19 protein-coding genes and 1 tRNA gene are annotated in these 24,220 nt (G+C 41.3%); 7 read left to right on the top strand and 13 right to left on the bottom strand.

Features of this window, described 5'->3' with window-relative positions:
- Positions 1-88: 88 nt before the first annotated feature.
- Both VK179_17370 and folB read right to left on the bottom strand, forming a co-directional pair.
- A complete protein-coding gene (locus tag VK179_17370) occupies positions 89-271 on the bottom strand; it encodes a cysteine-rich CWC family protein (protein HLO60525.1) in 183 nt (60 codons plus the stop codon).
- The gene (gene folB, locus VK179_17375; GenBank protein HLO60526.1) at positions 268-627 is read right to left on the bottom strand and encodes a dihydroneopterin aldolase; all 360 of its coding nucleotides are present in this window, start codon (positions 625-627) and stop codon (positions 268-270) included. The genes VK179_17370 and folB overlap by 4 nt, the downstream gene beginning before the upstream one ends.
- A gap of 102 nt (positions 628-729) precedes the next feature.
- Here folB and VK179_17380 point away from each other — a divergent pair, with 102 nt between their 5' ends.
- Positions 730-2,418, top strand: coding sequence for a glutamine--tRNA ligase/YqeY domain fusion protein (locus VK179_17380; protein HLO60527.1), 1,689 nt, complete (start codon positions 730-732; stop codon positions 2,416-2,418).
- On the opposite strand, the gene VK179_17385 is transcribed toward VK179_17380, so the two are convergent.
- Positions 2,396-3,472 (bottom strand): methylated-DNA--[protein]-cysteine S-methyltransferase, encoded by a 1,077-nt coding sequence (locus VK179_17385; protein HLO60528.1) that lies wholly within the window; start codon positions 3,470-3,472, stop codon positions 2,396-2,398. The genes VK179_17380 and VK179_17385 overlap by 23 nt on opposite strands.
- Positions 3,473-3,609: 137 nt before the next feature.
- Between VK179_17385 and VK179_17390 the strand changes: the two genes are divergently transcribed.
- Positions 3,610-3,683: transfer RNA gene (locus VK179_17390), tRNA-Gln, on the top strand.
- Between the two features lie 113 nt (positions 3,684-3,796).
- Here VK179_17390 and VK179_17395 read toward each other — a convergent pair.
- Positions 3,797-5,194 (bottom strand): T9SS type A sorting domain-containing protein, encoded by a 1,398-nt coding sequence (locus VK179_17395; GenBank protein ID HLO60529.1) that lies wholly within the window; start codon positions 5,192-5,194, stop codon positions 3,797-3,799.
- Positions 5,195-5,635: 441 nt separating this feature from the next.
- On the opposite strand from VK179_17395, the gene VK179_17400 reads away from it, so the two are divergent.
- Positions 5,636-6,733 carry a TIR domain-containing protein gene (locus VK179_17400; GenBank protein HLO60530.1) on the top strand — a complete coding sequence of 366 codons (1,098 nt, stop codon included), beginning with the start codon at positions 5,636-5,638 and terminating at the stop codon, positions 6,731-6,733.
- A 224-nt stretch (positions 6,734-6,957) separates the two neighbouring features.
- Here VK179_17400 and VK179_17405 read toward each other — a convergent pair whose 3' ends face one another.
- From VK179_17405 to VK179_17415, 3 genes are all read right to left on the bottom strand, one after another.
- A complete protein-coding gene (locus VK179_17405; GenBank protein HLO60531.1) occupies positions 6,958-7,608 on the bottom strand; it encodes a DUF3471 domain-containing protein in 651 nt (216 codons plus the stop codon).
- A gap of 168 nt (positions 7,609-7,776) precedes the next feature.
- Positions 7,777-9,801 (bottom strand): glycoside hydrolase family 3 N-terminal domain-containing protein, encoded by a 2,025-nt coding sequence (locus VK179_17410; protein ID HLO60532.1) that lies wholly within the window; start codon positions 9,799-9,801, stop codon positions 7,777-7,779.
- Positions 9,802-9,873: 72 nt separating this feature from the next.
- Positions 9,874-10,449, bottom strand: coding sequence for a TetR/AcrR family transcriptional regulator (locus VK179_17415; protein ID HLO60533.1), 576 nt, complete (start codon positions 10,447-10,449; stop codon positions 9,874-9,876).
- A gap of 158 nt (positions 10,450-10,607) precedes the next feature.
- Here VK179_17415 and VK179_17420 point away from each other — a divergent pair, with 158 nt between their 5' ends.
- Positions 10,608-10,973 carry a hypothetical protein gene (locus VK179_17420; GenBank protein HLO60534.1) on the top strand — a complete coding sequence of 122 codons (366 nt, stop codon included), beginning with the start codon at positions 10,608-10,610 and terminating at the stop codon, positions 10,971-10,973.
- Positions 10,974-11,112: 139 nt separating this feature from the next.
- Positions 11,113-11,733: a DJ-1/PfpI family protein gene (locus VK179_17425; GenBank protein ID HLO60535.1), complete on the top strand. Its 621-nt coding sequence runs from the start codon at positions 11,113-11,115 to the stop codon at positions 11,731-11,733.
- A 117-nt stretch (positions 11,734-11,850) separates the two neighbouring features.
- Here the strand turns inward: VK179_17425 and VK179_17430 are convergent, their stop codons facing one another.
- From VK179_17430 to VK179_17440, 3 genes are all read right to left on the bottom strand, one after another.
- Positions 11,851-13,083 (bottom strand): hypothetical protein, encoded by a 1,233-nt coding sequence (locus tag VK179_17430; GenBank protein ID HLO60536.1) that lies wholly within the window; start codon positions 13,081-13,083, stop codon positions 11,851-11,853.
- 10 nt (positions 13,084-13,093) lie between these two features.
- Positions 13,094-14,512, bottom strand: a complete 1,419-nt coding sequence (locus VK179_17435; protein HLO60537.1) for a leucine-rich repeat domain-containing protein — start codon at positions 14,510-14,512, stop codon at positions 13,094-13,096.
- Between the two features lie 229 nt (positions 14,513-14,741).
- Positions 14,742-15,290 (bottom strand): GNAT family N-acetyltransferase, encoded by a 549-nt coding sequence (locus tag VK179_17440; GenBank protein HLO60538.1) that lies wholly within the window; start codon positions 15,288-15,290, stop codon positions 14,742-14,744.
- A gap of 351 nt (positions 15,291-15,641) precedes the next feature.
- Here VK179_17440 and VK179_17445 point away from each other — a divergent pair, with 351 nt between their 5' ends.
- Entirely contained in the window at positions 15,642-17,201 is a 1,560-nt protein-coding gene (locus VK179_17445; protein HLO60539.1) for a hypothetical protein, read from the top strand.
- 288 nt (positions 17,202-17,489) lie between these two features.
- Here the strand turns inward: VK179_17445 and VK179_17450 are convergent, their stop codons facing one another.
- Positions 17,490-18,944: a von Willebrand factor type A domain-containing protein gene (locus VK179_17450; GenBank protein HLO60540.1), complete on the bottom strand. Its 1,455-nt coding sequence runs from the start codon at positions 18,942-18,944 to the stop codon at positions 17,490-17,492.
- Positions 18,945-19,035: 91 nt separating this feature from the next.
- Between VK179_17450 and VK179_17455 the strand changes: the two genes are divergently transcribed.
- On the top strand, positions 19,036-21,891 hold the full coding sequence (locus tag VK179_17455) for a bifunctional fucokinase/fucose-1-phosphate guanylyltransferase (GenBank protein HLO60541.1): 2,856 nt from the start codon (positions 19,036-19,038) through the stop codon (positions 21,889-21,891).
- A gap of 16 nt (positions 21,892-21,907) precedes the next feature.
- Here VK179_17455 and VK179_17460 read toward each other — a convergent pair whose 3' ends face one another.
- Positions 21,908-22,498 (bottom strand): hypothetical protein, encoded by a 591-nt coding sequence (locus tag VK179_17460; protein HLO60542.1) that lies wholly within the window; start codon positions 22,496-22,498, stop codon positions 21,908-21,910.
- 99 nt (positions 22,499-22,597) lie between these two features.
- Complete coding sequence (locus VK179_17465) at positions 22,598-24,121, bottom strand: serine hydrolase (protein ID HLO60543.1); 1,524 nt, start codon at positions 24,119-24,121, stop codon at positions 22,598-22,600.
- Positions 24,122-24,220: the final 99 nt, after the last annotated feature.

Consider the following 24,220-nt stretch of genomic DNA (forward strand, 5'->3'; position numbering starts at 1 on the left):
ATATCACTTCTTAATTCAGACGCTGACAGGCTTCCATAATCCAGACGCTGACAGGTCTTCGACGCTGTCAGGTCTTCCTCCGTACTCCCTACTCCCTACTATACTTCCCTAAACACTGGGGGCAAAGGCAATCCTTATAGGTATTCATGATCTCTTTCATCTCTTTGGCATGAATCCTTACCTTCTCGCACCAGCAGTCATCCTCACCCTGGCAGGTGAAAAACCGGCCACAGGCCGGGCACCGTTTCAACTTACCTTTATCTACTTTCATTTTGTAATGATTACGCTGAACCGGCTCATATGTCCCCCGATAGCGGGATTGAGCTTGGATACGGTAGCGGAGACTTTTTGAATATTTCCCGACACAGCATATACAGCATCCACAATCCGGGCAGCCAGGTGCTCCAGCAGGTTTGACGGAATGGCCATCTGAGCTTTCACTGCTTCGTATATTTTACTATAATCCACTGCATCATCCAGGTTATCCGATTCAGCAGCTTTTGTAATATCGGTATCGATTACCAGGTCAACACTGAACCGTCCACCGATAATCTGTTCCTCCTTAAAATGGCCATGATGAGCATAAAATTCCAAATTTTTCAATACAAGCTGTCCCATTTCCGGCATGATTTTTATACAGATACAAAAATAAACTTTTATTTACCGGAAATCGGTGATGAGTTTTTTTTACTTTTGTTCGCTTACAAACGCTGTTAATCATTCATATATATGGACTCCGATAACTCAAAGACGCTTAATTTTATTGAAGAAATTGTTGAAGAAGACCTTCGGTCAGGTAAAAACGGGAGCAGGATTCATACCAGGTTCCCCCCTGAACCTAACGGTTATATCCATATCGGTCATGCCAAGGCAATCTGCCTGAGTTTCGGAATAGCCAGGAAATATAATGGAAAATGCAACCTGCGCTTTGATGACACCAACCCGGTTACCGAAGATGTGGAATATGTCGATTCAATTAAAGAAGATATTCAGTGGCTTGGATTTAACTGGAACGGCGAGGCCCGCTACGCATCCGATTACTTTGACCAGCTTTTTGATTGGGCTGTTAAGCTCATAAAAATAGGAAAAGCCTATGTAGATGAAGGTTCAGCCGATGACATCTCCGCCGAAAGAGGCACTCCCACACAGGCCGGTAAAGAAAGCGCCTATCGGAACCGGTCGGTTGAAGAAAACCTGGACCTTTTCATACGCATGAAAAATGGTGAATTTCCCGACGGATCCAAGATCCTCAGGGCAAAGATCGACATGACCTCACCGAATATGCATATGAGAGATCCTGTTATGTACAGGATTAAACACGCCCATCATCATCGTACAGGCGATAAATGGTGCATCTATCCTATGTACGACTGGGCTCACGGGCAGTCGGATTACATTGAAGGCATCACGCATTCATTATGTACCCTTGAGTTTGAAGTCCACAGGCCGTTGTACGACTGGTGCCTCGACCAGATCGTGGAAGGCGAATACAGACCGCGACAGATTGAATTTGCGCGACTTAACCTGAATTACACCATCATGAGCAAACGCAAAATGCTTCAGCTGGTGAATGAAAAATATGTGAGCGGCTGGGATGATCCCCGGATGCCCACAATCTGCGGTCTCAGAAGAAGAGGATTCACACCCGAAGCACTCAGGAATTTTGCTGAAACCGTAGGCATTGCCAAACGCGAAAATATAATTGAACTGGCCCTCCTGGAACATATTCTCAGGGAAGATCTGAATAAGTCAGCTCGTCGCGTGATGGTGGTTTCCAATCCCCTGAAAGTGATCCTTGAAAATTACCCTGAAGGAAAAGTGGAATTCATGCAGGCTGAAAACAATCCGGAGGACGAAAGTGCAGGTTTCCGCGAGATTCCGTTCAGCCGGGAACTTTACATTGAACAGGAAGATTTCATGGAAGATCCCCCGAAGAAATTCTTCAGGTTGTCACCTGGCAACGAAGTAAGGCTTAAAAACGGGTATATCATAAAATGCACCGGTGTGGTAAAAGATCCTGCCACTGGAGCCATTCAGTATTTAAAATGCACTTACGATGAAACCACCCGCAGTGGTCTTGAAGGTGCCAACCGTAAAGTAAAAGCCACTATACATTGGGTTTCCGCGGCTCATGCCCTGGATGTGGAAGTAAGACTTTATGACAGGCTGTTTTCGGTTCCTGATCCGGATGAAGTAGAAGAAGGAAAGGACTGGAAGTCGAACCTGAACCCGGATTCACTTAAAGTAATTACGGCTAAAGCTGAACCCGGTGTGAAGGAAGCCAAACCGCTTGAAAAATACCAGTTCCAGCGTACCGGATATTTTTGTGTTGACAAAGATTCAACTCCTTCCAAAATCATCTTCAACCGCACGGTAACGTTGAAGGATGACTGGGCTAAAATAGCTGCAAAGGCTTAGTGGGATCGCTGCAGTGTTCCCGCTCATGGTTAATCAGCCATCGTTTTCGTTCTAACCCGCCTCCGTAACCGGTGAGTTTACCGTTTGAGCCGATGACCCGGTGACAGGGGATAATAATGGCAATTTTATTAAGTCCGTTGGACGCTGCCACGGCCCTTACTGCAGCGGGCATTTGCAGAGTAGTGGCCTGTTCCATATAAGATACCGTTTTTCCGTAGGGGATATCCATCAAAATCGTCCAGACCTTCTTCTGGAAATCGCTTCCTATCGGGTCGAGGGGCACATCAAAATGCTGGCGGGTGCCGGCAAAGTATTCTTCGAGTTCTTTTTTAACTTGTCGGGTGTATTCATTTTCACCCGGGATAATCCGGGCATTCAGTGATTTCTGGAGATCTTTCAGTTCCGTTTCAAGCATCCGCCTGTCGGTGAATTCAAGCATGCAAACCCCTTTATCGGTAACGGCAACAAACATCGGTCCAAGGGGAGAAGCCAGCCGGCTTATTAAAATGATTTGTGTTTCAAGACTTTTCATAGGTGATCGGCCAATATATTTCTTAAAAGTATAACCAAAACCGCTTAATGATTCGTAACCCGAATCGAAAGCCGAATGGGTAATTTTCGTGCCTGTTTTGAGTTCGGTAAAGGCGTTGTTGATCCGGTACATACGCTGGTAGGCGTGGAAAGTCATGCCGTAGTTTTTCAAAAACCAGCGTCTGATTTGTTCGGGGCGGATATTGTTTTCCCTGAGCATATAATCGGGTATCTTTTGTTTGGGGTTTGAGCGGATGAGGTGAAGTGCCTGTTTAACCGGTTCGGGTGATTCAAAGGCGTTTTCAGCGGGACGGCAGATTTTGCAGGGCCGGTATCCGTGGTCAAAAGCATCCTTGACCGAAGTGAAGAACTCAATGTTTTCCGGCTTGGGCTTACGGGCTCGGCAGTTCGCAATGCAAAAGACCGAAGTGGTTTTAACCCCGGCGTAGAAGATGCCGATATAGCTGTCGTCGCGGTTAAAGAGGGCCGTATAGTAGGTGTCGATTGTTTTCTTATCCGTCACGAGCATATTCCTTAATCTTTAATCCTGATGTAAAATTGAGGAATAAAAAGAGGCTGAGCAACCGAAAAACAAACAAGTAATTTTTCTTTTGGGAATTCAAAATTACTTTATACTTTTGCGTCTCTTAAAAAAGTTACTGCCCTGTAGTGTAATTGGCTAACACGTCTGACTCTGGATCAGAAGAGTCTAGGTTCGAGTCCTAGCAGGGCAACAGAAACATGAGATAAGCGCTTGAAAATCAAGCGCTTTTTGTTTTTGTGGTGGCAAAGTTGGTGGCAAATTATATAGTATAACTCCAATTGTCAAGAATTAAATTGAAATTTTTTACTTTTTAATTATTTTGGCTTCAAAGTTTAAAGAATCATTGAATAGGTGAATGATGTATAGACCGGCTTTAAGGAAAGTCAGATCGATTGTGTTTAAGCCCTTTTCAAGGGATTTGGATAAAACCGGCTTCCCGTTCAAGTCATATATAATCATATTGTTCTTAACTTCCAATTCAATATAAATAAGTGAATTTGATATGTTGGGATAAAGGTTTATAACACATTTTGGTATATCATTATTACTAATAGTATTTATTGGAAAATATTCATAAGATTTGTTCCTAACAACCCAATTATTATCTTCATTAAAATCATAAAAAATAGTGCAATTGAGCTTTTTGACATCATCATAACTACAAGCCGTTTTATTAGCTACTTCCCATATTGAGTTTCGAAACATATAATGTAGTTCAAGAATAAGGTTGCCTTTCTCATCGTATTCATATTCGACCTTATCCCAATAATCCCAGCGATTATTCGATACGTTCCATAAATATCCAAACTGAAGTTTATGTAGTTTACCTTCAAAATTCTTATACTCAATTTTTGAGGCATAATAACCATTATACCAAGATTGGTAACATTGTTCAATAAGATTACCCTTATCATCACTAATTTCTGAATAAACGTCATAAAGAATCCATTCAGATAATTGTTCATTCCAAGATTTTGTTGTGTCCACATATAAACGACCATCATCAAAATTTGAATATTTTTTATCTTTAATCCAAGTTGATAAATCATAATCCCAATGTGAACATATTGATGTACTATCAAATTGATTGATAAATATTTCAAATCTGTTTTCTGAAATTACAAACCAAAAGTTAGAAATATTATCCTTTTGATAGGTAGTCTCAAAAAATACTTCTGAAGAATCACGGTTAAATACTATTTTTTGATAGAGGAACCACACATTCTTTATAGTATCCCAATTTGAAATATATTGGGTACTTAAGTTACCATAATCATCATATTCAAAATTAGATTTAAATTTACCTTTCCAGTTGTTTTGGAAAATATCCCACTCAAAACAAGTGTAAACAGTATTCTTACCACATTGATTCCATTCACGATCTTCCCTAAAATTTCCCCTCCACTTTTTTCTGATATCGTCCCACAAATAATAGGCTTCCATTTTTACCTTGCCATCTTGATTCCAATTGTATACTACTTTCGTATTCGGAATTGAATCTTTATTGGTCAAGAATGTATAATATACGCATGAATCAGGCTTTTCAGAAGGAAAGCTTTGATTAGTTGAGTTTGTATTAGATTTAAAATTATTATAATGTAAGTGGTGGAAGTTATCAGGCTTTTTCACTTGAGCATTTAAGATACAATCTATTGAAAGCAATGAGATAACTGAGAAAAAGTAAACAATTGAAATTTTCATGGAAGTTGAAATTTTAATAAATATGATAATATATCTATTGTTAAGACAATCCTAAAAAAACCTATATATATAAAATTTAATTTATTAGTTTTTATTAAAGCCATTTCAAGCCAATAAATTTTCATTTGTTAAAATAAGAAAAAGTTTCAGACTAGAAGAAGATAATCTGTGAGCAATTCAATTTTTAGAAATTGCTCTACGGGCAAATTATAACTCTTATCAAAATGGAGGGAAAGCTAACCACTATGAATATTGTTAAACAACTAATCCGGTTATCACAAAACGGAGAAAGTAAACAAGGGATATATATTTTGAATTGAATCTGATTAAGTTCAATATAAGGATGATCTATCTTGGCCTTATCTTATTAGTTTATAAGTTTATAAGAATTGTTTTGATAAATTTATTTATCTTTATAATTCGCATAAAACAATATTACAGATGAAAATTTCCAACCCTACCTATAACATCTTTATTTCCTATCCAAGTAGCGAATTGGTAATTGTCACTCAATTTTATGAGATACTGACAAATCTAAATTATAATGTTTTCCTTGATACTAACTCGTTACAATGCGGAGATAAATGGCGGGAACAAATTACTAAGGCTCAGAAACGGTCCTCCATTACTCTTATCCTTATTTCTGAAGAATCAGCAAAATCTCATTATCAGCAAGAAGAGATAATATTAGCTATTGAATTAATGCAAAATTCAAATCATAAAATTATCCCAATATATTATATATCAGATAAAAGTTTTAAGGAGATTATTCCATTTGGCCTTCATTCTATTCAAGGAATCATTGTTCAAAAAGATTCTATAAGTTCATTCAATAATGGATGCATTAAGTTGAAGAAATTATTGCAGGAACAAATAAGAAACCCTAAAGGAATTAAACTTAAGAGCAAAAGCTCATTTTATAGTGGTGAAGAATTTATTTTTCAAAAAGATCCTCATTTTAAGGAAAAAGCGGCTTTTAATTTTACACAAAATCTATCGGCTTTCTTCAATTCTCAATTATTTACAACCATTTTTAATTCTACAATGATTTATGTTGATATTGATCGTTTTGGAGCAATAAATCAGAAATATGGAAACATTTGCGGTGATACGGTTATAAGTGAAATACTCCAAATTATGCATCTCGCTTTTAATCGGGAGAATGAAATCAATAATAACGTTTTTATCAACAGAATTTGTGGTGATCAATTTGTCATTTGTCTGTTAAACTTTTCTGATGATCTGATTCAAGTTTATACAAATAATTTATTGAATAATATCAGAACCTATAATTGGGATAGTGTTACGTATTCTTTATTTGTAACGGTCAGTATTGGGGTCGCTAAGATTATTGTGAATAAACGAATTGTCGATTCTTCTGATATGGATTTCAATCCACTGATAAATGAATCTATGCAGAGATCAATGGCTTGCTGTCAAATATGTAAAAGACAAGGTGGTAATATTATTAATTATGCACCAGCCGTAACATGTTCCAATTTAGTTAGCTCCTATAATTGGTATTATGATCTGTCGTAATATTCATGATGTGTTCTTGTTTACCCCATCCTCCAACTTCATTCTTGGCATGAAAATCTATACAGCAGCGTATCTTTGAGCTTATGCATGTTTACATATTTCTTTTGTTTAATTTAGTCAGTCAGTCAGTTGATCTGTTAGTCTGATTATTGTCGAGGTAATGCCACCTCAATCAGCAACCAGAATCGTATATCAATCAATAATAAAGCATAAATTTTTTCTGACTATTCCCTGATCCTCGGAGCATTTGATTTATACCCGTTGAAATCAATATTTGCTGAGTTTACCAAACCGTCATTACTAATAATAAACCATACCCGGGCATTAACTTCTTTTGGAAAGAATTCGGTTTCTGATACAGGAAGAAGCTGACAAACCGGAAGTCCCGGAGTTCTTCCAAACAACTTATCGCCTTCTTTATAAACCTCAATAATCTGATTGTTATCACCCATGTATTTTCCAACGTATTTATCATAAATTACCGGATCCACTTTTATAATATTTTCATCAGACAGTCGCACTGGCTCAAACTGCATTCCATTCTGACGGTGAACGAGGTGGATAACCTTTCCGGTCTCATCTTTTATAAATTTCAAATGTGCTTCAACCACTTTAAGAAAGAACTCATCTTCTGATGACGGGAATATGGGCAATTCGGGCTGACCTGTATATTGAATATACAATTGACCATCTTTATATGCTATAATACTGATTGTGCCATCTGTATAAGCATACCGGCCCACATAGGATTTTAAAATGCCTGAATCTACTTTTATTTCCTGATCCTGATTGTTGGTTTGTCCCCACACTGAAGACATTCCGTATACCATACCAGAACAAAGAAGAAGCACAAGAAATAATTTTTGGGTTTTCATAATGGATGTGTTTTTTTTTGTTCTATAGATGCACGGAATGTTTTATTTCCATAATCAGTCTGTAAGTCTTTTAATATTTTACCTGATACCGAAAACTCCATTTGGTCATCACCTGAAATGGTCGCAGACTGACTAGCCTGCGACCATACTGGTATAATTTAATTAGTTTCAATTATAGGATAAGCCATCCCCGAAATTGAAAGCCTTATTAGGGGCATCAAAAGGAACGTCCTCTTTTTGATTTTTAACATCTTCCATGGATGCCGGGATTTCAAACGGAAGTTTCCCTTTTGGATTGAAGACGCCAAATACCACATCCAATAAAGCATTATCAAGTGCATCGAAAACCATGATCGAGCCATTCGTCACCTCTTTCAGGTCGCCGGGAAGCACAACGCTGGATCCGCTAGGATTGAACGCGACAACTATTGGTTTTCCGGTCTGATGTAATCTTTTAATATTTCCCCAGATTTTATCAGGAAGGTTAAGATTTACTTCTCTTTCATTCATTCTTTTCATCGCTTCTTTCATCATTTTCTCCATCTCTTCCCTGGTAGGCTGTTTCCCATCTTTAGCTGCACCCCCAAATCCCGGGAATCCCGTATCTTCGGCAGTGCCTGTCCGGACAAGAATAAGATCTGCATCTTTCGGATTCTCCACAATAGTTCCATAATTGGCTGCTATTTGCTTATCGATACCTTCGGTATATAACTTAATACCCTTTTTTGCAGGAAGCAGTCCGTCGTTTGTTAGCAGTACAATCGATTCAAGCTGGGCCTGGTAACCGTCCTTCTGATTCTTTTCACTTTGAAGTATTTTAACAGCAGCATCCGGATCAACATAAGGATCCTCAAATAATCCTAATAGGAAATGCCATTGAAGAATGTGTTTTGCCGCACGATTGATCCGATCTTCTGTTACTCTGCCCTCCTTTACCAATTCTATCAGTAGTTCGTTTTCAGTCTCACTTCCCATCTGGTCGACACCTGCATTGACAACCATTGCCATATTGTCTTTAAGGGTTGTTTTACCGGCGAATCGTGGATTCATCGGACCTACGCGTCCTACAACACCCCAATCCGTGCAAATGGCACCCTTGAAACCCAGTTGATCGTACAGGACCTTGGTTGACCAGTATGGAGAGAAACAAACATTGAAAGTGTCCACATAAGTCCCGCTGTAGTACCCCATAACCGCCAGCGCTCCTTTTTCAATGCCCTTTTTCCATGGCAGGAGCTGGTAATCCAGGTTGTTTCCCGGATAAACAAGCCATTCTCCTTTGCCGTCTTTGTGCGGACCTGATCCCGGCCAGTGTTTTAAATGAACCAGAATTTTGTCCGGACCTACTTTTGCACCCTGGGCTCCGTCCATAAATGCGGCCAGCATTTCAGCAGTCAATTCAGCATCCTCTGAAAAGCAACCCATATTACGGCTCCACCGGGGTTCGGTCATAAGATCTATCTGGGGCCCGAGGATCATATGAAGTCCGACTGCCCTGTATTCTTCAGCAACAGTTTCTCCGAATTTCTTAAGAAGTCCGGTATCTCGGGATGCAGTGATTCCAACCTGCCCTTCCTTACTGGGCCATTGTGAAAAATACTGTTTGCCGCTGACATGTGCACCTAAAGTGGCGCCATGACGGGGATCCGTGGAGAACATGATAGGAATGCCCAACCGCGAAGCCTCGGCATATTCCTGCATCGAGTTAGACCAAATGGCAAATTCTTTGGGAGGTGCAACCCCGTTGTTCAGGATATTGCGAAAGTTCTTTTCTTCAATGAAAGTTTTAGCATCAGCGCCAACCTGCATCTGACCCATACCCATTGCTTTGCCACCCTGACCTCCTGGGCCAACAGGGCCGGCATAGGCTTCATTTCCCAATTCTTTCCTTGAATCATAAACTACTTTACCATCGGCCGGAACCGCTATGTTTGGATGAAACATCAAACCAACCTTTTCTTCCAGTGTCATCAGGCTAATGAGGTTATCGATGCGCTGATCAACCGGTAAACGCCAGTCTTCGTAAGGATCTAACTTCTCATTTTTATTCAGATCCTTAAATTCATATCCTCCTTCTTTTATTATGGGGGCTTTTCTAGCCTCCAGTTTTACCTGCGTAAACTCGGGTTTACCGGTACAATTGTACAGTACGCCAAGTGAAAGGATTCCCGCATAAAGAATTGATTTTCTCATTTTGCATTGTTATTAATAGTAAATAGGATATCATCGATACAAAATCCAACAATATTAGATTTATGAAAAAAATTATATGTCTCTGATGTACTTGCTTATCGCCTTTTTAAATAACTTTTTAGGGTCTTTCCCTTCAAAGCCCGGCGGAAGCCCCATTTGTTTCACGTTATATATATATCCCTGCTGTAAACACATATAGCTGAACATCGCCTCAGGTGCGATTTTTTCATCGCCAACCAATTCCGTGAATATGGCATGGAATTTTTGAATCAATGAAATCACTTCCTTATCCGGAATTTTGCTGTTAAGACTGAACATAAGCTGGTACAATTCCTTATTTTCAAATGCAAAATCCCAGAATTTCATTGAGAAAATCATCAGGATCTTCCTGGAATCCGTTTCATTCCCTATAGCGAGAATTGCACTGTCCGTCAGTCTGCGATGACCTAACAGAACCAATTCATTAAAAAGATCTTCTTTATTTTTAAAATGTTCATAAACTATAGGGGGCGTATATTCAATGGCATCAGCAATCTTTCTGATTGTGACGGCTTCCCAACCTTTTTTAGTGGCAATATTAAGAGCGGATTCAATAATTCGCTTCCTGATTCTCTCTTTCTCTCTTATCCTTCGTTCAATATGTCCCATTCGATGTTATAAAATCTAACATTGTTAGATAAAAGTAGTATTTATTTCTATTTTATTTCAAATGCCTGAAAATATTTTAGTGAATTTGTGGAATTACCAACCCTCTGTCATCTATAATTCACTAACTTCTTGCCCTCAACCACTAATGATTAAAATCAATGAAAACGAAAGCTTTTAAATTGCTCATTGCAGCCACACTGCTTGGCTGTTTCTATCTTACCTCGAATGCCCAGATCCCCGATGCATATCTCGGAAAATGGAAATGGAATGATCCCTCCCTGGGTGATGCAGCTACCGGATACCTGGAATTGAAGAAAGATACCATCCTCGTTAAATACGATGCCATTAATGAATTCATCACCGCTTATGATCTCCAGGTGAAAAGTGATTCTGTCCTTTTTAAATATTCATTTAGTGGTTCAGAGGTTAGAGCCATCCTTGTATTGGATGATTTGAAAAAAATCAATGCTTATGCAACCAATGATTACGGGAGTTTCATCGTGGCGCTCATAAGGGAAGAGTAGGGACTTTAGGGACAATAGGGACGCCAGGGACAGGGAGGGGATCCGGAGTTCAGAGTACGGTTGTGCTAATTTTGCCCAAATAGTTGACTTTGGCGATACATTGCCGTACATTTGATCAAACTAACTAAATCCCTGAATCATGAAAAAATTAACCCTTCTGATGATCATCCCGATCATTCTTTTGTCTTTTAAGGCTGAAACCCCAAAAGTTCTTATGTTTATCCAGGATAATTCCTATGATACCGGGTATATGCTGAAAAATGAGGCGGGTCTGATGAAACAAATTCTCCAGGAATCAGGCTTCACTGTTGAAATAGCTACCCTTTCAGGTGAATTATTAAATTCAGATTCAATTTCAATTCAACCCGATTTAAAGCTAAGTGAGGCGAATGTTAAGAACTATGCGGGTTTCATTATTCCATGCATGGCAGCTAAGGATACGGTAATTACACCTGAAGAGAGAAGATTTGTAAAAAGTATTACCGAACAGAATAAACCTCTTGCTGCTGAAACGGGAGCTGTTTTAATCCTTGCCAAAGCCGGACTGCTTAAAGGTAAGAAGTATGCTTTCGTTGAATCTTATGTCAATCAATGGAAGACTGATTTTGAAGGCGCAATATTCAGCGGAGAAGGAGTTATACGGGACGGAAATATTATGACTTCAGGAATTTGCCCGATGCAGACAAAAATGTACGGGAAAGCCAACGGAACGGCAGAACTAACTAAGATGCTGGTGGAGGCGATGAAGGCAGAGAAATAGTCTGCTGGTCTGATGGTCTACTGGTCTGTTTGTCCAGGGACTATAGGGACTTTAAGGACTTTAGGGACACTAAAGACAACCAGTCACCAGTCACCAGTCACCAGTTACTGTCACCAGTCACTGACTACAATCCTGCGAAAAGTAAACATTCGGACTGCCTTCCATATTCAATATAAATCCGATCGGCGGGAAAGGCGTTCTGAACACACATACTTTTTCGAGTGTGGGCATATTGCTTATGTCCAGGTAAGCTCCGCCACCACAGCCACCTGATTCTCCAAGCCCGATCGAAAGATTTTTTGAGATATCAAGAGATGTAAGCTGGTTGCCCCCGCAATACAAAAACAGCAGGCCGGTATTCATTGATACATCCAGGTTAGTAAGCTGGTCACCGGTACAATCGAGTATCGTAAGTGCTGCATTACCTGTAAGATCAAGGCTGGTTATCGGGTTATACGAGCAATTCAACCAGTCGAGACGCTTAACCCCGCATAAATTCAGTGTGGTTAGTGATGTATGATCACAGAAAAGTGAGAAAAGGGAATCATTGTCAAGTTTCAGCGTTGTGATCGGGTTGTAGGAGCACCCCAGAAAACTGAGTTTTGAATTATACGTATTCGAAACTGTTATAGAAGTGATTTTATTTTGGGAACAGGAAAATCTCTCCAGAACCGGGTTATCGGTTATGTCAATTTCCGTCAATTCATTGGCGTCACAATATAAGTTTTCCAAAGCCAGATCACCCGAGGCATCCAGGGAGGTTAACCTGTTATATGAACAATCAAGATATTCCAGCTTTGCCTTGTTTTCAGTCTGAAGAGTTTTTAATTCATTGTTGTGACAGCTTAATGTATTCAAGTCAGAATTATGCGATACATCCAGCGACGTGAGCTGATTGTAACCGGTATATAAATACCTGAGTTCCGTGTTTTTTGAAATATCCATTTCGGTTAATTTGTTGCCTTCACAGGCAAGCGTTGTCAAAAGGGGATTATGTGAAACATCGAGACTGATCAGTTGATTATAATAACAAATTAAAACTTTCAGATTCGGATTTCCTGAGAGGTTTAGCCGGGTTAACTGGTTACTGCTGCAATAAAGCGTATCGAGGTTAATGAACTGCTCAATGCCGCCCAGATCCATAATCCCATAGCCTGCCGCATCTATTGTTTTCACAGCAGCAGCTTCCTGTAAACTGATTTTATTATCATGGTTTACATCAATTCCTGATTGAATCAGAACATTAAAAAAAACCGAATCTGTAATCCCGGAAACGGAATCGATATCTTCCTTTTTGCACTGTGTGAAACAAACCAGCATAGCCAGAAAAATAAAGGATCGCAGGCTCATATCTGTAAAATTAAAAATTACACTCTGTTGAAAACTGAATGTTCGGACTGCCGGAGAGATTTACTCGAAAACCGGGATAAGGGAAAGGCACTGACCAGACACATACTTTTTCAAGGCCGGGCATATCGTTCAATTCCAGAAAGTACGGAATTCCTATATAGACACCTATACCCAGGTAATAATTTTCAGAAAGATCGAGACTTGTAAACTGGTTTCCGCCGCAGGCAAGAATTCGTAAGCCGGGAAGGCCAGATGTAATCAGGTTTGTCAGCCGGTTATTCTGACAATAGAGGTTCATGAGATCTATGTTTTGCGAAATATCCAGGGATGTGAGATTATTGTTATTGCAATGCAGATATACCAGATTCGTATTTTTTGAAACATCCAGTGTTGTCAATTGATTGTTCTGGCAGTATAATGAATACAATTGGGATTGATTAGAGATATCCAGCTGAGTTAACTGATTGCTGTCACATCGCAGAAGTTGCAACTGGGTTAAGTTCGGAATAGAAAGCTCCGTCAGCTCGTTATTGCGACATTCCAAAGATAACAATCCGTTCTGATGACTAAGTTCGAGGGAGGCAATGGTATTATCATTACAATTCAATTCGTATAACGAAGATAGGTTGCTGAGATCAAGGGATGTGAGATGGTTGTAACTGCAAAAAAGACTTGAAATATTTTTATTTTCAGACAAATCAAGTGTACTCAAATTATTCCCTCCACACCAAAGTGATATCAAATCCTTATTATGTGACAGATCAAGGCTGCTGATCCGGTTATTTGTGCAATTCAAATTGGATAGCCAATGGTTCTCTGACAAATCAAGTGATGTAAGATGCATATTCCATATGCCCAGATAACTTAATAGGTTATTATGTTTTACATCAAGAACTGAGATCGGGTTATATCCTATAGTAAGATCAGCAAGGGCATAATTTTTCGAAACATCAATAGTTGTAAGTTTATTCCCACTTAAATTCAGACTTGAAAGATTTCCCAAGGCAGTCAAGTCTATGGATGCTATCTTATTATAACTGCAATCCAAAAACTTCAATGCCGGATTTTGTGAAACGTCCAGTCGGGTAAGGAGGTTGCCTTCACAATAAAGATATTCCAATTCTGGAAGTGCTGATATGTTAATGGTTGTGATCTGGTTATAGCTGCAGATCAGATCTTTAAGGTGAATAAACATCTCAATACCGCTCATGTCGTTTATACCCTTCGACTGCAAATACAGTGAAGTAATTTTTGAGGCTTCAGCCGGACTTATGATACTGTCGCCGTTTAAATCGATGTTCAGATCAAGCAGGGAGTGAAGTAAGTTTACATCTTTAATGACATAATTGGATTGAATGTCCTCGTCTTCTTTTTTGCATCCGTTGAGAAGGAATAAAAAAAGAACCAGAAAAGCGAAGAAGGTTTTCACGTTGTGGGAGTTGGGAAAAGAAAGATAGTAAAAATTTACGATTTAACGATTTACGAATGAGAAATAGTGAATGGTGACTGGTGACTGGTGATTGGTGACTGGTGATTGGTGACTGGTGACTGGTGATTGGTGACTGGTGACTGGTTGTCCTTAGTGTCCCTAAAGTCCCTATGGTCCCTATAGTCCCTGGACCAGAAGACCAGAAGACCAGAAGACCAAAAGACCAACCTCAAACCTCCTTAATCATCCATATGTTGCAATTGAAATGGCCACTGTTGCCCAGTCTGCAGGAGAGGTACCGGAAACCGGCTTTTTCATACATGCCAACGGCCTTTGATAATTCAGGCAGTGTTTCAAGGTAAAGCTGGCGGTACCCCATTTCTTTTGCCGATTCAAAGCACTTTTCCATCAGTTTTAATCCTATGCCCTTTCCACGGTATTCGGCAGATACATATAATTTCACCAGTTCGGCACATCCTTCAGGAAGGCCCGGAGTGGGGTAAATTCCGCAGCCGCCGAGCATTTTTAATTGTATATTGTTCGACAACGCTGACAGGTATGGCGACGCTGTCAGGTTGTTAGGCGACGCTGTCAGGTTGTCTTCCCAGGCAATCCAGTAACATGAGCCGGCAGTGCGGAAAAGTTCATAAAGGCGATCGGTTGTGGGATCTGTAAATACAGTTCCGGGCCTGTCGATTTTAAATTCACGGAACACTTTCCGGATAAGTTCGGCAATGGCGGGATTATCGTTGGGTGAGATGGGTCTGAATGATATCATATGAGATAATGTGCTAATGTGCTAATGTGCTAATGTGCTAATGTGATAATGTGATAATGTGATAATGTGCTAATGTGATAATGTGCTAATGTGCTAATGTGCTAATGTGCTAATGTGCTAATGTGATAATGTGATAATGTGATAATGTGCTAATATGCTAATATGCCAAAGTACTGTTTTAATAGCCCCGTGCCTTTAGGACGGGGTGACCCTAATTGACTCTCTGATTATTTGTTCGGGCTTTCAGGCCTTTCCTATTAGGGATTATTGGAAGCAAAGGGTCATATCAAAGGTAAAGTTTTTCTGAAAAATCTTTGCTAGCTTTGATTATCAGTTAAATAATAGCCTGTCATGAAACTCCTGCAGAATCTCCCTATTGCTTTAATATCATTGCTTTTCATTTCAACGGGCCTTCTGAATGCCCAGGAATTCGAGGTTACTCAAAGCAGAAATGACATACTAAACAGCATCATCAAAATGCACCAGGTATTCGGACATGATGCCGAAAGGTACTATGTCATGAAATTTACGGGAACACAGTATTTCATTGAGAAAATGGATAATCATCTGAATTCAGTCAATGAAGAATCCATTAAACTGTTCCAGGGATTGAAGACATACCAGTTGCAGGCCGCATTTCATTTTTACAACGAATTGTATATTTTCTTTTCCCATACACGCATAAATGATATAACGCTATACTACCAGAAGATTGATAAGAACAGCCTGCTTCCGCTTACAGAGCCGATCACAATTACAACAATCAAAAATATCAAAGGAGCCTGGGCTGATTTTCATTTTGCCCTTTCGAAGAATGAAACAAAACTACTTGTTGCCTGCAGGACAAAACTAACCTGGTCGGGTTCCCAATTCAACGAAATGTATGTATTTGGTGAGAATCTTGAGCTTATCTGGAAAAGGAAGGATTCATTTGAATTCAGGGGTCAGGGGCCAAGGGACAATCTCTACCTGGTGGACGAAACCGGTAATGTCTCGGTGCTCAGCCTCATGAAAAGGGAATCGATCATATCACTGATCCGTGATTACCGTAACATGTACGCCATTTACAGGTATACCCGTGACGGCAATGATTTCAATGAATACCCCATCACACTGAATGATAAATATATAAGGGGAATAAGGATAATAGCCGGCGAGAACGGGGACCTGATCTGTGCCGGATTGTATTCTGAAATATTTAAAACCGGGATAAGAGGAACTTTCTTCATGCGGATCGACGGCATTACTTCACAGATCGTGGATACACAGCTGAATGCTTTTGACGATGCCACCATGGCAGAACTGACAGCCATGAACGAACCTACTATCCGTAATGAAGAGTTGCTGAGTTATGTCATTACGGATATCCTTCTGCGAAACGACGGAAAAATGATCCTCATTGCCGAACAGGTTTTTCATCAAACCTATAACACGTACAACAATATCATAGTCACCAATTATGATTTAAGCGGACAGGTGTACTGGACCCGTATCATTGCAAAAAGGCAGAATTTCAATTATAACAATATTTCAGCCCCTGATATAGACCTGGTTGATTACCGCGATTTTATAAGGGGGACGGGATATATGGATGCCAGTGCCAATAACCTGTGTTCCTATGCACTGATGGCGCCTGTAGACGGGAATAAAATTGTATTGTTTTACAACGACGATATCAGGAACATGAATAATCCGGCGGGTAAGGCATTCAGCCGGCCTAGAAAATCATACCTACTGGCAGTAACCATCGACGAATTCGGGAATGTATCAAAACAAGCCCTGGTACCCTGGAAAAAGAAACAATTATTCCCCGAACCGATTAGGTTTTATGATACTCTCCATGAAACCATTGTTATACCTGCATTCCGGAACAGGAGCATCAGTTTTTATAAGATTACCGCAAGATTTTAACAGGGCATTCTTTCGCCCTTTCAGGGCTGAATAAACCCATATAACCACAACCACAGGGTTTCACCCTGGTGTCTTGCACCCTTTCAGGGTGACTCTCCCTACAGCCATTATTATATCCATTGCCGTTAGGCAGGATTAATTACCCATTGTACTTACAAGACCATGAATAAATACTGACGTCAACTTGTCACAAAATAGCTCTGAAAGGGCGGTATAACCCAGCACAGGGTGAAACCCTGTGATACAGGTTGATTAATAGTCAGCCCTGAAAGGGCGAAAGAATAGGAATTATTGATTCCATGATTTCACAAGATCAATGAAATCGCTCCTGTTGCCGTAGGGATCAAAATTGTAATTCAAATCTCCAAGATCAAGAATCATCTGTCTTGTAAGGGTGCCCTTATACATGGATTGTTTCATAAGCAATCCGAATCCTGTAATGGCAGCCGCAAATTTCATTTCCTGTGATGCGGTTTCAATGCTTACCGGATTATAGTTAACGTCAATGGATACCAGGCGACTTTGTTCTTCTCCCGGTTTTTTGTACCTGAAATCAAAACGTGCTGTTTTTCCGGTTGCGTCCGGGGCAGGTATGATTTCATACAATGCCGTAATAGTTTGCGATGCGCCAATTTCGCCTGCATCCACAGTGTCATTTTGAAAATCGTCCTCATTCAGGCTCCTGTTTTCATAACCAATCAGCCTGAATGAATCCACCGCAGATGAGTTAAATGTGATCTGGATTTTTGAGTCCTTTGCTACTGTATAAAACTTTGAACGTTCCTGGATGAATACCTTCTGTATTTGTTTTGCATTGTCAATGTACTCGTAATTACCGTTTCCTTTATCCGCAATTTGTTCCATCATATAATCGTTCAGGTTTCCCTCACCTACTCCCAGTACGGTCAGATATATTCCGCTTTTTCTTTTCTCTTCGATAAGGCTGATCAGTTCATCGTTTGATGAAGGGCCTACATTAAAATCGCCGTCTGTTCCAAGTATCACCCTGTTATTCCCGTTTTCTATGAAGTTTTCCTGTGCAATTTCATAGGCTGTAGTCAGTCCTGCCGCGCCCGCTGTGCTCCCTCCTGCACCAAGTTTTTCAATGGCATCAATTATCTTCTGCTTTTCATCACCTCCGGTTGAAGGCAGCAATACACCCGACTGTCCTGCGTAGGTTACTATGGCCACCTTATCCTTATCCCTTAAATTTGCCGCCATTGTAATAAATCCTGATTTAAGGATACCAAGCTTGTCTGAAGAGGCCATGGAACCTGAAACATCAATCAGGAAAACATAGTTAGTACCCGGAATTTCATCTTCGGGAATATCTATTGCTTTAATACCAAGCCTGAGCAGATGGTGACCCGGCTGCCACGGACAAGATACCATTTCGGCATTAAGACCTATGTTTTCTCCTGCTTGTGGCTGAGGATAATCAAACGTGAAAAAATTAATGTACTCTTCAACTCTTACAGATGCTTTGGGAGGTACCTGTCCCAGGTACATGAAACGGCGCATGTTGGTATATGATGCACCGTCGGCGTCAATTGAAAAAGTTGAGACCGGTTGTACGGATGTCTTTATGAAGGGATTTTCGTCGTAATCCTTATATTTTTCACCGCCAACAAATCCGTTTTGAAAATAATCTCCGTCATTAAAATTGAGATCGGCACTGCCATCATACTTGTCACACTGTGCGAAAAGAAGAAATGCAACTAAGGTTTTAATCAGGGTTTTCATAACTTTTGGTTTTGATAGATGGATGAACAATATGGAATTTTCGTTGCGTGACTAGTCGAATTTCTCTATCTTAAGCGCTTTCTAAATGCCTATGCAAAAGCTTCTGTCATTGCCGGAGAACCTGGTTTCATCATTTTTTGAAATCACCGGGAATTCTCAAAAAGATTGGTTTGTTACCAGTGATCCAGCGGGATCAAAAATCGGATCGGGCGGAGGAACGGCTTATCTTCTGGCTGAACACAGTAAGCATTCTGAGAAGGATTTCATGCATTACATCGGCTCGGATAAAAAAATAATCATTCATGCCGGAGGACAAAGTCGCCGGCTTCCTGCCTATGCCCCTTCCGGAAAAATACTTACTCCTGTCCCAGTGTTCCGCTGGAGCCAGGGACAGCGACTTGACCAGACTTTGCTTGACCTTCAGATGCCACTGCTATCACGTATCATGGAAGCATCAGCTTCGCATCAGCATGTGATGATTGCAGCAGGCGACGTTCTCATTCAATCCTCCGAAGTCTTCTATGACCTGCCGGAATCCGATATTGTATGTTTCGGCATGTGGGCCGATCCACATCTCGCTTCCAATCACGGTGTGTTTTTTACAACCCGGAATGCCCCGTCGGAACTTGATTTTATGTTACAGAAGCCGTCACATGCCGTTATTGAGAAGCTTTCCTCTTCGCACCTGTATCTTATGGACATCGGCATATGGATTCTCAGTGACAGGGCCATTGAGATTCTGATGCAAAAATGCGGGTGGACCGGCGAGTCTTTTAGCAATATTAGACCTGCTTATTATGATTTATACAGTGCTTTCGGAACCTGCCTGGGCCGGAACCCGTCCTCCGCAGATTGCGATATCAGCGGCCTGTCCGCATCCATTGTTCCCCTGAATGACGGTGCTTTCTATCACTACGGAACTTCAACGGAGCTGATCAGTTCCACTGAAAAAATTCAGAACCGGGTACAGGACCAGAGAAACATCTGGCATAACCGTGTAAAACCTCATCCTTCACTTTTTGTGCAAAATTCAATTGCAGATGTAAGCTGGGAAAAGCATCACCATCATACGTGGATTGAAAACAGTCATGTGCCCTCCTCATGGAAACTCAGCCATGATCATATCATTACCGGGGTTCCGGGAAATGACTGGGAGATTGAACTGAACCCCGGAATCTGCCTTGATGTGGTTCCTGTAGGTGAAAGCTCTTTTTGCATCAGGCCTTACCATATTTCCGATACGTTCAGAGGTGAATGCGGAAAGCAGGAAACGTTGTGGTTAAACAAGCCTTTAAATGACTGGTTCAAAGAGCGTAGGCTTGATTTTGAATCCGCCGGTATGAATAAGACAGGCGATATACAGTCGGCCCCCTTGTTCCCGGTTACAGGAAATATATCAAAGGCCGAAGAACTTGTCAAATGGATGATCGGACAATCCGACAGGGACGATTCAGGGCAATTATGGCTTAAATCCTCAAGGCTTTCTGCAGATGAGCTTTGCTCAAATGCTGACTTAAAGCGGCTAAACAGACAGAGAACAGCGTTTCGTCAGAAAAACATTGAGAAGCTCACCCTGAACTACCGGCATAGTGTTTTTTACCAGTCGGACCTCAAGCACACGGCTGCAGAATTTGCCGGGACCGGCATGACGGTTCCCGGTCCGTTGCCGGAAACGGATCCTGCCCTTCTGCAATGCCGAAATCATATGTTCCGTTCTGAGATTCTCAGGTTAAAAGGACTTGATGGTTCAACCGAAGAAAGTTCTGCTTTTGGCGCTCTCAGGTCATCCATACTTAACACAGCACCCCGCAATTCGGTTCCTAAGATTAATATTTTTTCTGACCAGATCATTTGGGGCAGAAGTCCTGCCCGTCTTGACCTGGCCGGAGGCTGGTCAGATACACCGCCATACTGCCTTCAGAACGGCGGCAGTGTGCTCAACATGGCCGTTGAACTGAATGGGCAGCCACCCATCCAGGTGTTTATCCGTCTTTCAAGTGAAAAGAAAATCATTCTGCGGTCTATTGACAACGGCGTATCTGAAATTATTGAAACGTATGAACAACTCGCCGGCTTCAACCTTGTAGGTTCTGCCTTTTCAATTCCAAAAGCGGCACTGTACCTGGCCGGTTTCCATCCTGATTTTTGCGGGACTTCCTATTCTTCACTTAAGGAACAACTCGATGATTTCGGAGGCGGCTTTGAAATCTCTTTGCTTGCAGCCATTCCAAAAGGTTCCGGACTAGGCACAAGTTCGATATTAGCAGCTACAATACTCGGAACCATCAGCGATTTCTGTTCGCTCAACTGGGATCACCGTGTGATTTGCCACCGCACCCTTATTCTTGAACAGCTTTTAACCACAGGCGGAGGATGGCAGGATCAGTATGGAGGTATCCTTGCGGGTATCAAGCTTCTCGAATCCGAGCCGGGAATCCAGGACAAGATCAGTGTTCGCTGGATGCCCGACAGGTTATTTACCCAACCTGACAATAAGGACAGCTGGCTGTTGTATTATACAGGTACAACGCGCATTGCCAAAAGCATCCTGGCTGAGATTGTACGGGGAATGTTTTTAAATGAAGGAACACGCCTGCGGATCATCGGTGAAATTAAACAACATGCGTCATACCTGGCACAGACCATACAACAGTCGGATTATCTTCATACAGCCCGCATGGTAGCGCATTCGTGGAAACTCAATAATGCGCTCGACAGCGGAACGAATACACCCGATGTACAGCGGATTATAGATGTCATCGGAGATTTCACGGCTGGTTTTAAATTGCTGGGAGCCGGCGGGGGCGGGTATATGCTCATAGCGGCCAAAGATCCGGTGGCGGCGCTGAAGATCAGGAAAGTACTGAATGAAAATCCTCCGAACCGCACCGGCAGGTTTGTTGAAATGAATGTCAGCCAGACGGGATTCCAGGTTTCGAGGTCGTGAACAGCCCTGGCTGTCATTATTTTATCCCCAGCTCTGTTGGAGGAATGGGCGCAGGAACCACGTTGTTGATCGGCTTGGTGCTTTTCAGGTAAGCATAGATAGCATGCAAATCGTCATCTTCGATAACTGCAAAATTCTGCCAGGGCATAGGTGGTAGTAATATCCTGCTGCCTTCAAGTCCTTTGAATTTACCCTCTTTAACGGCACGGGTGAAATTCTCCAGGGTCCAGTTCCCGATACCGGTCTGATCTGAAGTCAGGTTGGCAGAAAACGACTGTCCCCAGGGCCCGGCGGCTGTTGTAAGGTCCATTGTAATGAGTGCCCATCCGTTTTTCACGCAACTGCCAGTCGGTTTGGCAGCCGGTTTATCCGCCTGGTAACCCGAAAGCAACCGGTCGGTTATGAGGGTTGCACCCTGCGGTGTTACGTTTTTCGGAGAATGGCAATCATGGCAACCCATAATGGTCACCAGGTATTCTCCACGTTTTACCGTGTCCATCGCCGTGGGTTCAGGTCCCTTCTTTTCATCATTGGCCTTTTTGTTTGAACAGGCAAAAAGAATTCCCAAAGCCAGCAATAGCGGCAATACATAAATAAACTTTTTCATAGTGGTTCGGTTAATACAGTTAATTGTTAGTTTGGAAAGCGGTCAATTTACTGACAACTACACCACATAAAAAGTTCATTTAACCGTTAAGTAAATTTTTTACTTTTTTGTAAAAAGGTAGGGCGTATATTCAATGAAGTCAGCCACTTTTACTGTCACTGATTTGACCATGCCTTCTTCAACTGTAAAAGGAAATACAGCGGTTTCAAACTCGGGATCTGAAAAAACTGCATAAAAACGATTTCCTCCCAACGGGCCAAGCGTTACATCAAATTGGTGATGACTGAATTTCATATGAAGCTCGTTATTTTGAAGCAGCACTGTCATCTTCCCATATACATCGTTTACGTATTCTCCTGTATATTTTTCAAGAGGAAGGGCAGTTTTCAGATGCATCGAAACCGAATCTTCCTTTTGTTTCCTGTAATGTGCGGTGGCAGTCATATCGCTTCGTTCACGGTCATAGAAAAACTTTTCGTAATTCCTGTAAGGAAGCCCGAGAAATGCATCAGTGACCTCACCTGCCAGGGCGTAAAATAGGGTATTGCGGATAGAATTGGTAAGGATGACAATACCCAGCTTTTGATCCGGAACCAGGGTGACACTTGATAAATAACCTGTGACCCCTCCGGTGTGGGAAATAATAATTTGATCTTCATATTCCCTGATGCCGAACCCCAGGCCATATAGTTCAAAATGGCTCCTGTTAAACGGTGCACCTCCTGTGCCTTCAATTGAATGCGGATACCAGGCTTCATCAATTGCTTTTTCAGGAACAATTTGTTTTCCTTCAAAAGATCCTTTATTGAGCAGCATGATCATCCATTTCGACATATCATTTACCGAAGAAGAGATACTGCCGGCCGGTGCCATGTTATCAATCGAGCAATAGGGAACACTTACCACCTGCCCTTTCACGATATCATGTGGAACCGTCCTGTTTACAGCTGAAGGCATTTGAGCATTTAATGGCAGTGTACTTGTCATTCCAAGCGGATCAAATATCCGTTGTTTCACAAAATCCTCCCATTGGATACCTGTAGCACGGGGAATAATTTGTCCCGCCACTGTGAATGCCGCATTGCAGTATCCATAAACAGTCCGGAACGGGTATACTGCCTTAATATGACCCATTCGTTCGATCACATCTTCGCGGCTCAGATCGCTTTTCCAGTAGGTAAAGTCGCCCTGGAACGTCTTGAACCCGATCCGGTGCGACATAATATCTCGAATGATAGCCTGTTCACCGGCAGCTTTATTATCGAGTTTAAATTCAGGAATCCATTTTGTCACTTGGTCATTCAGTGTCAGCTTTCCTTCTGACTGAAGCATTGCCAGCGATATGGCCGTAAAAGCCTTTGTATTGGAGCCGATCATGAACAGGGTATTTTCATCCACCGGGTCATTTTTGCCCCATTCTTTCACTCCATAACCTTTTGCCAAAACCACTTTGCCATCCTTAACCACAGCAATTGCCAGGCCCGGTAGCCTTTCTGTCTTAAGTGAACGATTAATGTAATTATCGAGACTGTCGGTTATAAATGAAGGAAGGTTGCTCTGTGCAAACCCATTGAATACCAGATTCAGAAAAAGAATCATCAGAAATAGACGTGTACTTTTCATTGGAAATAATTTGAGATTTAAGATAGAAAAAATTCTTTTCCAGATCACTGATAATCAAAATTTTCGTTATATTTATTGTACTTCTTTTAAAACTTCCTT

The sequence above is a fragment of the Bacteroidales bacterium genome (assembly GCA_035299085.1).
Classification (GTDB): Bacteria; Bacteroidota; Bacteroidia; order Bacteroidales; family UBA10428; genus UBA5072.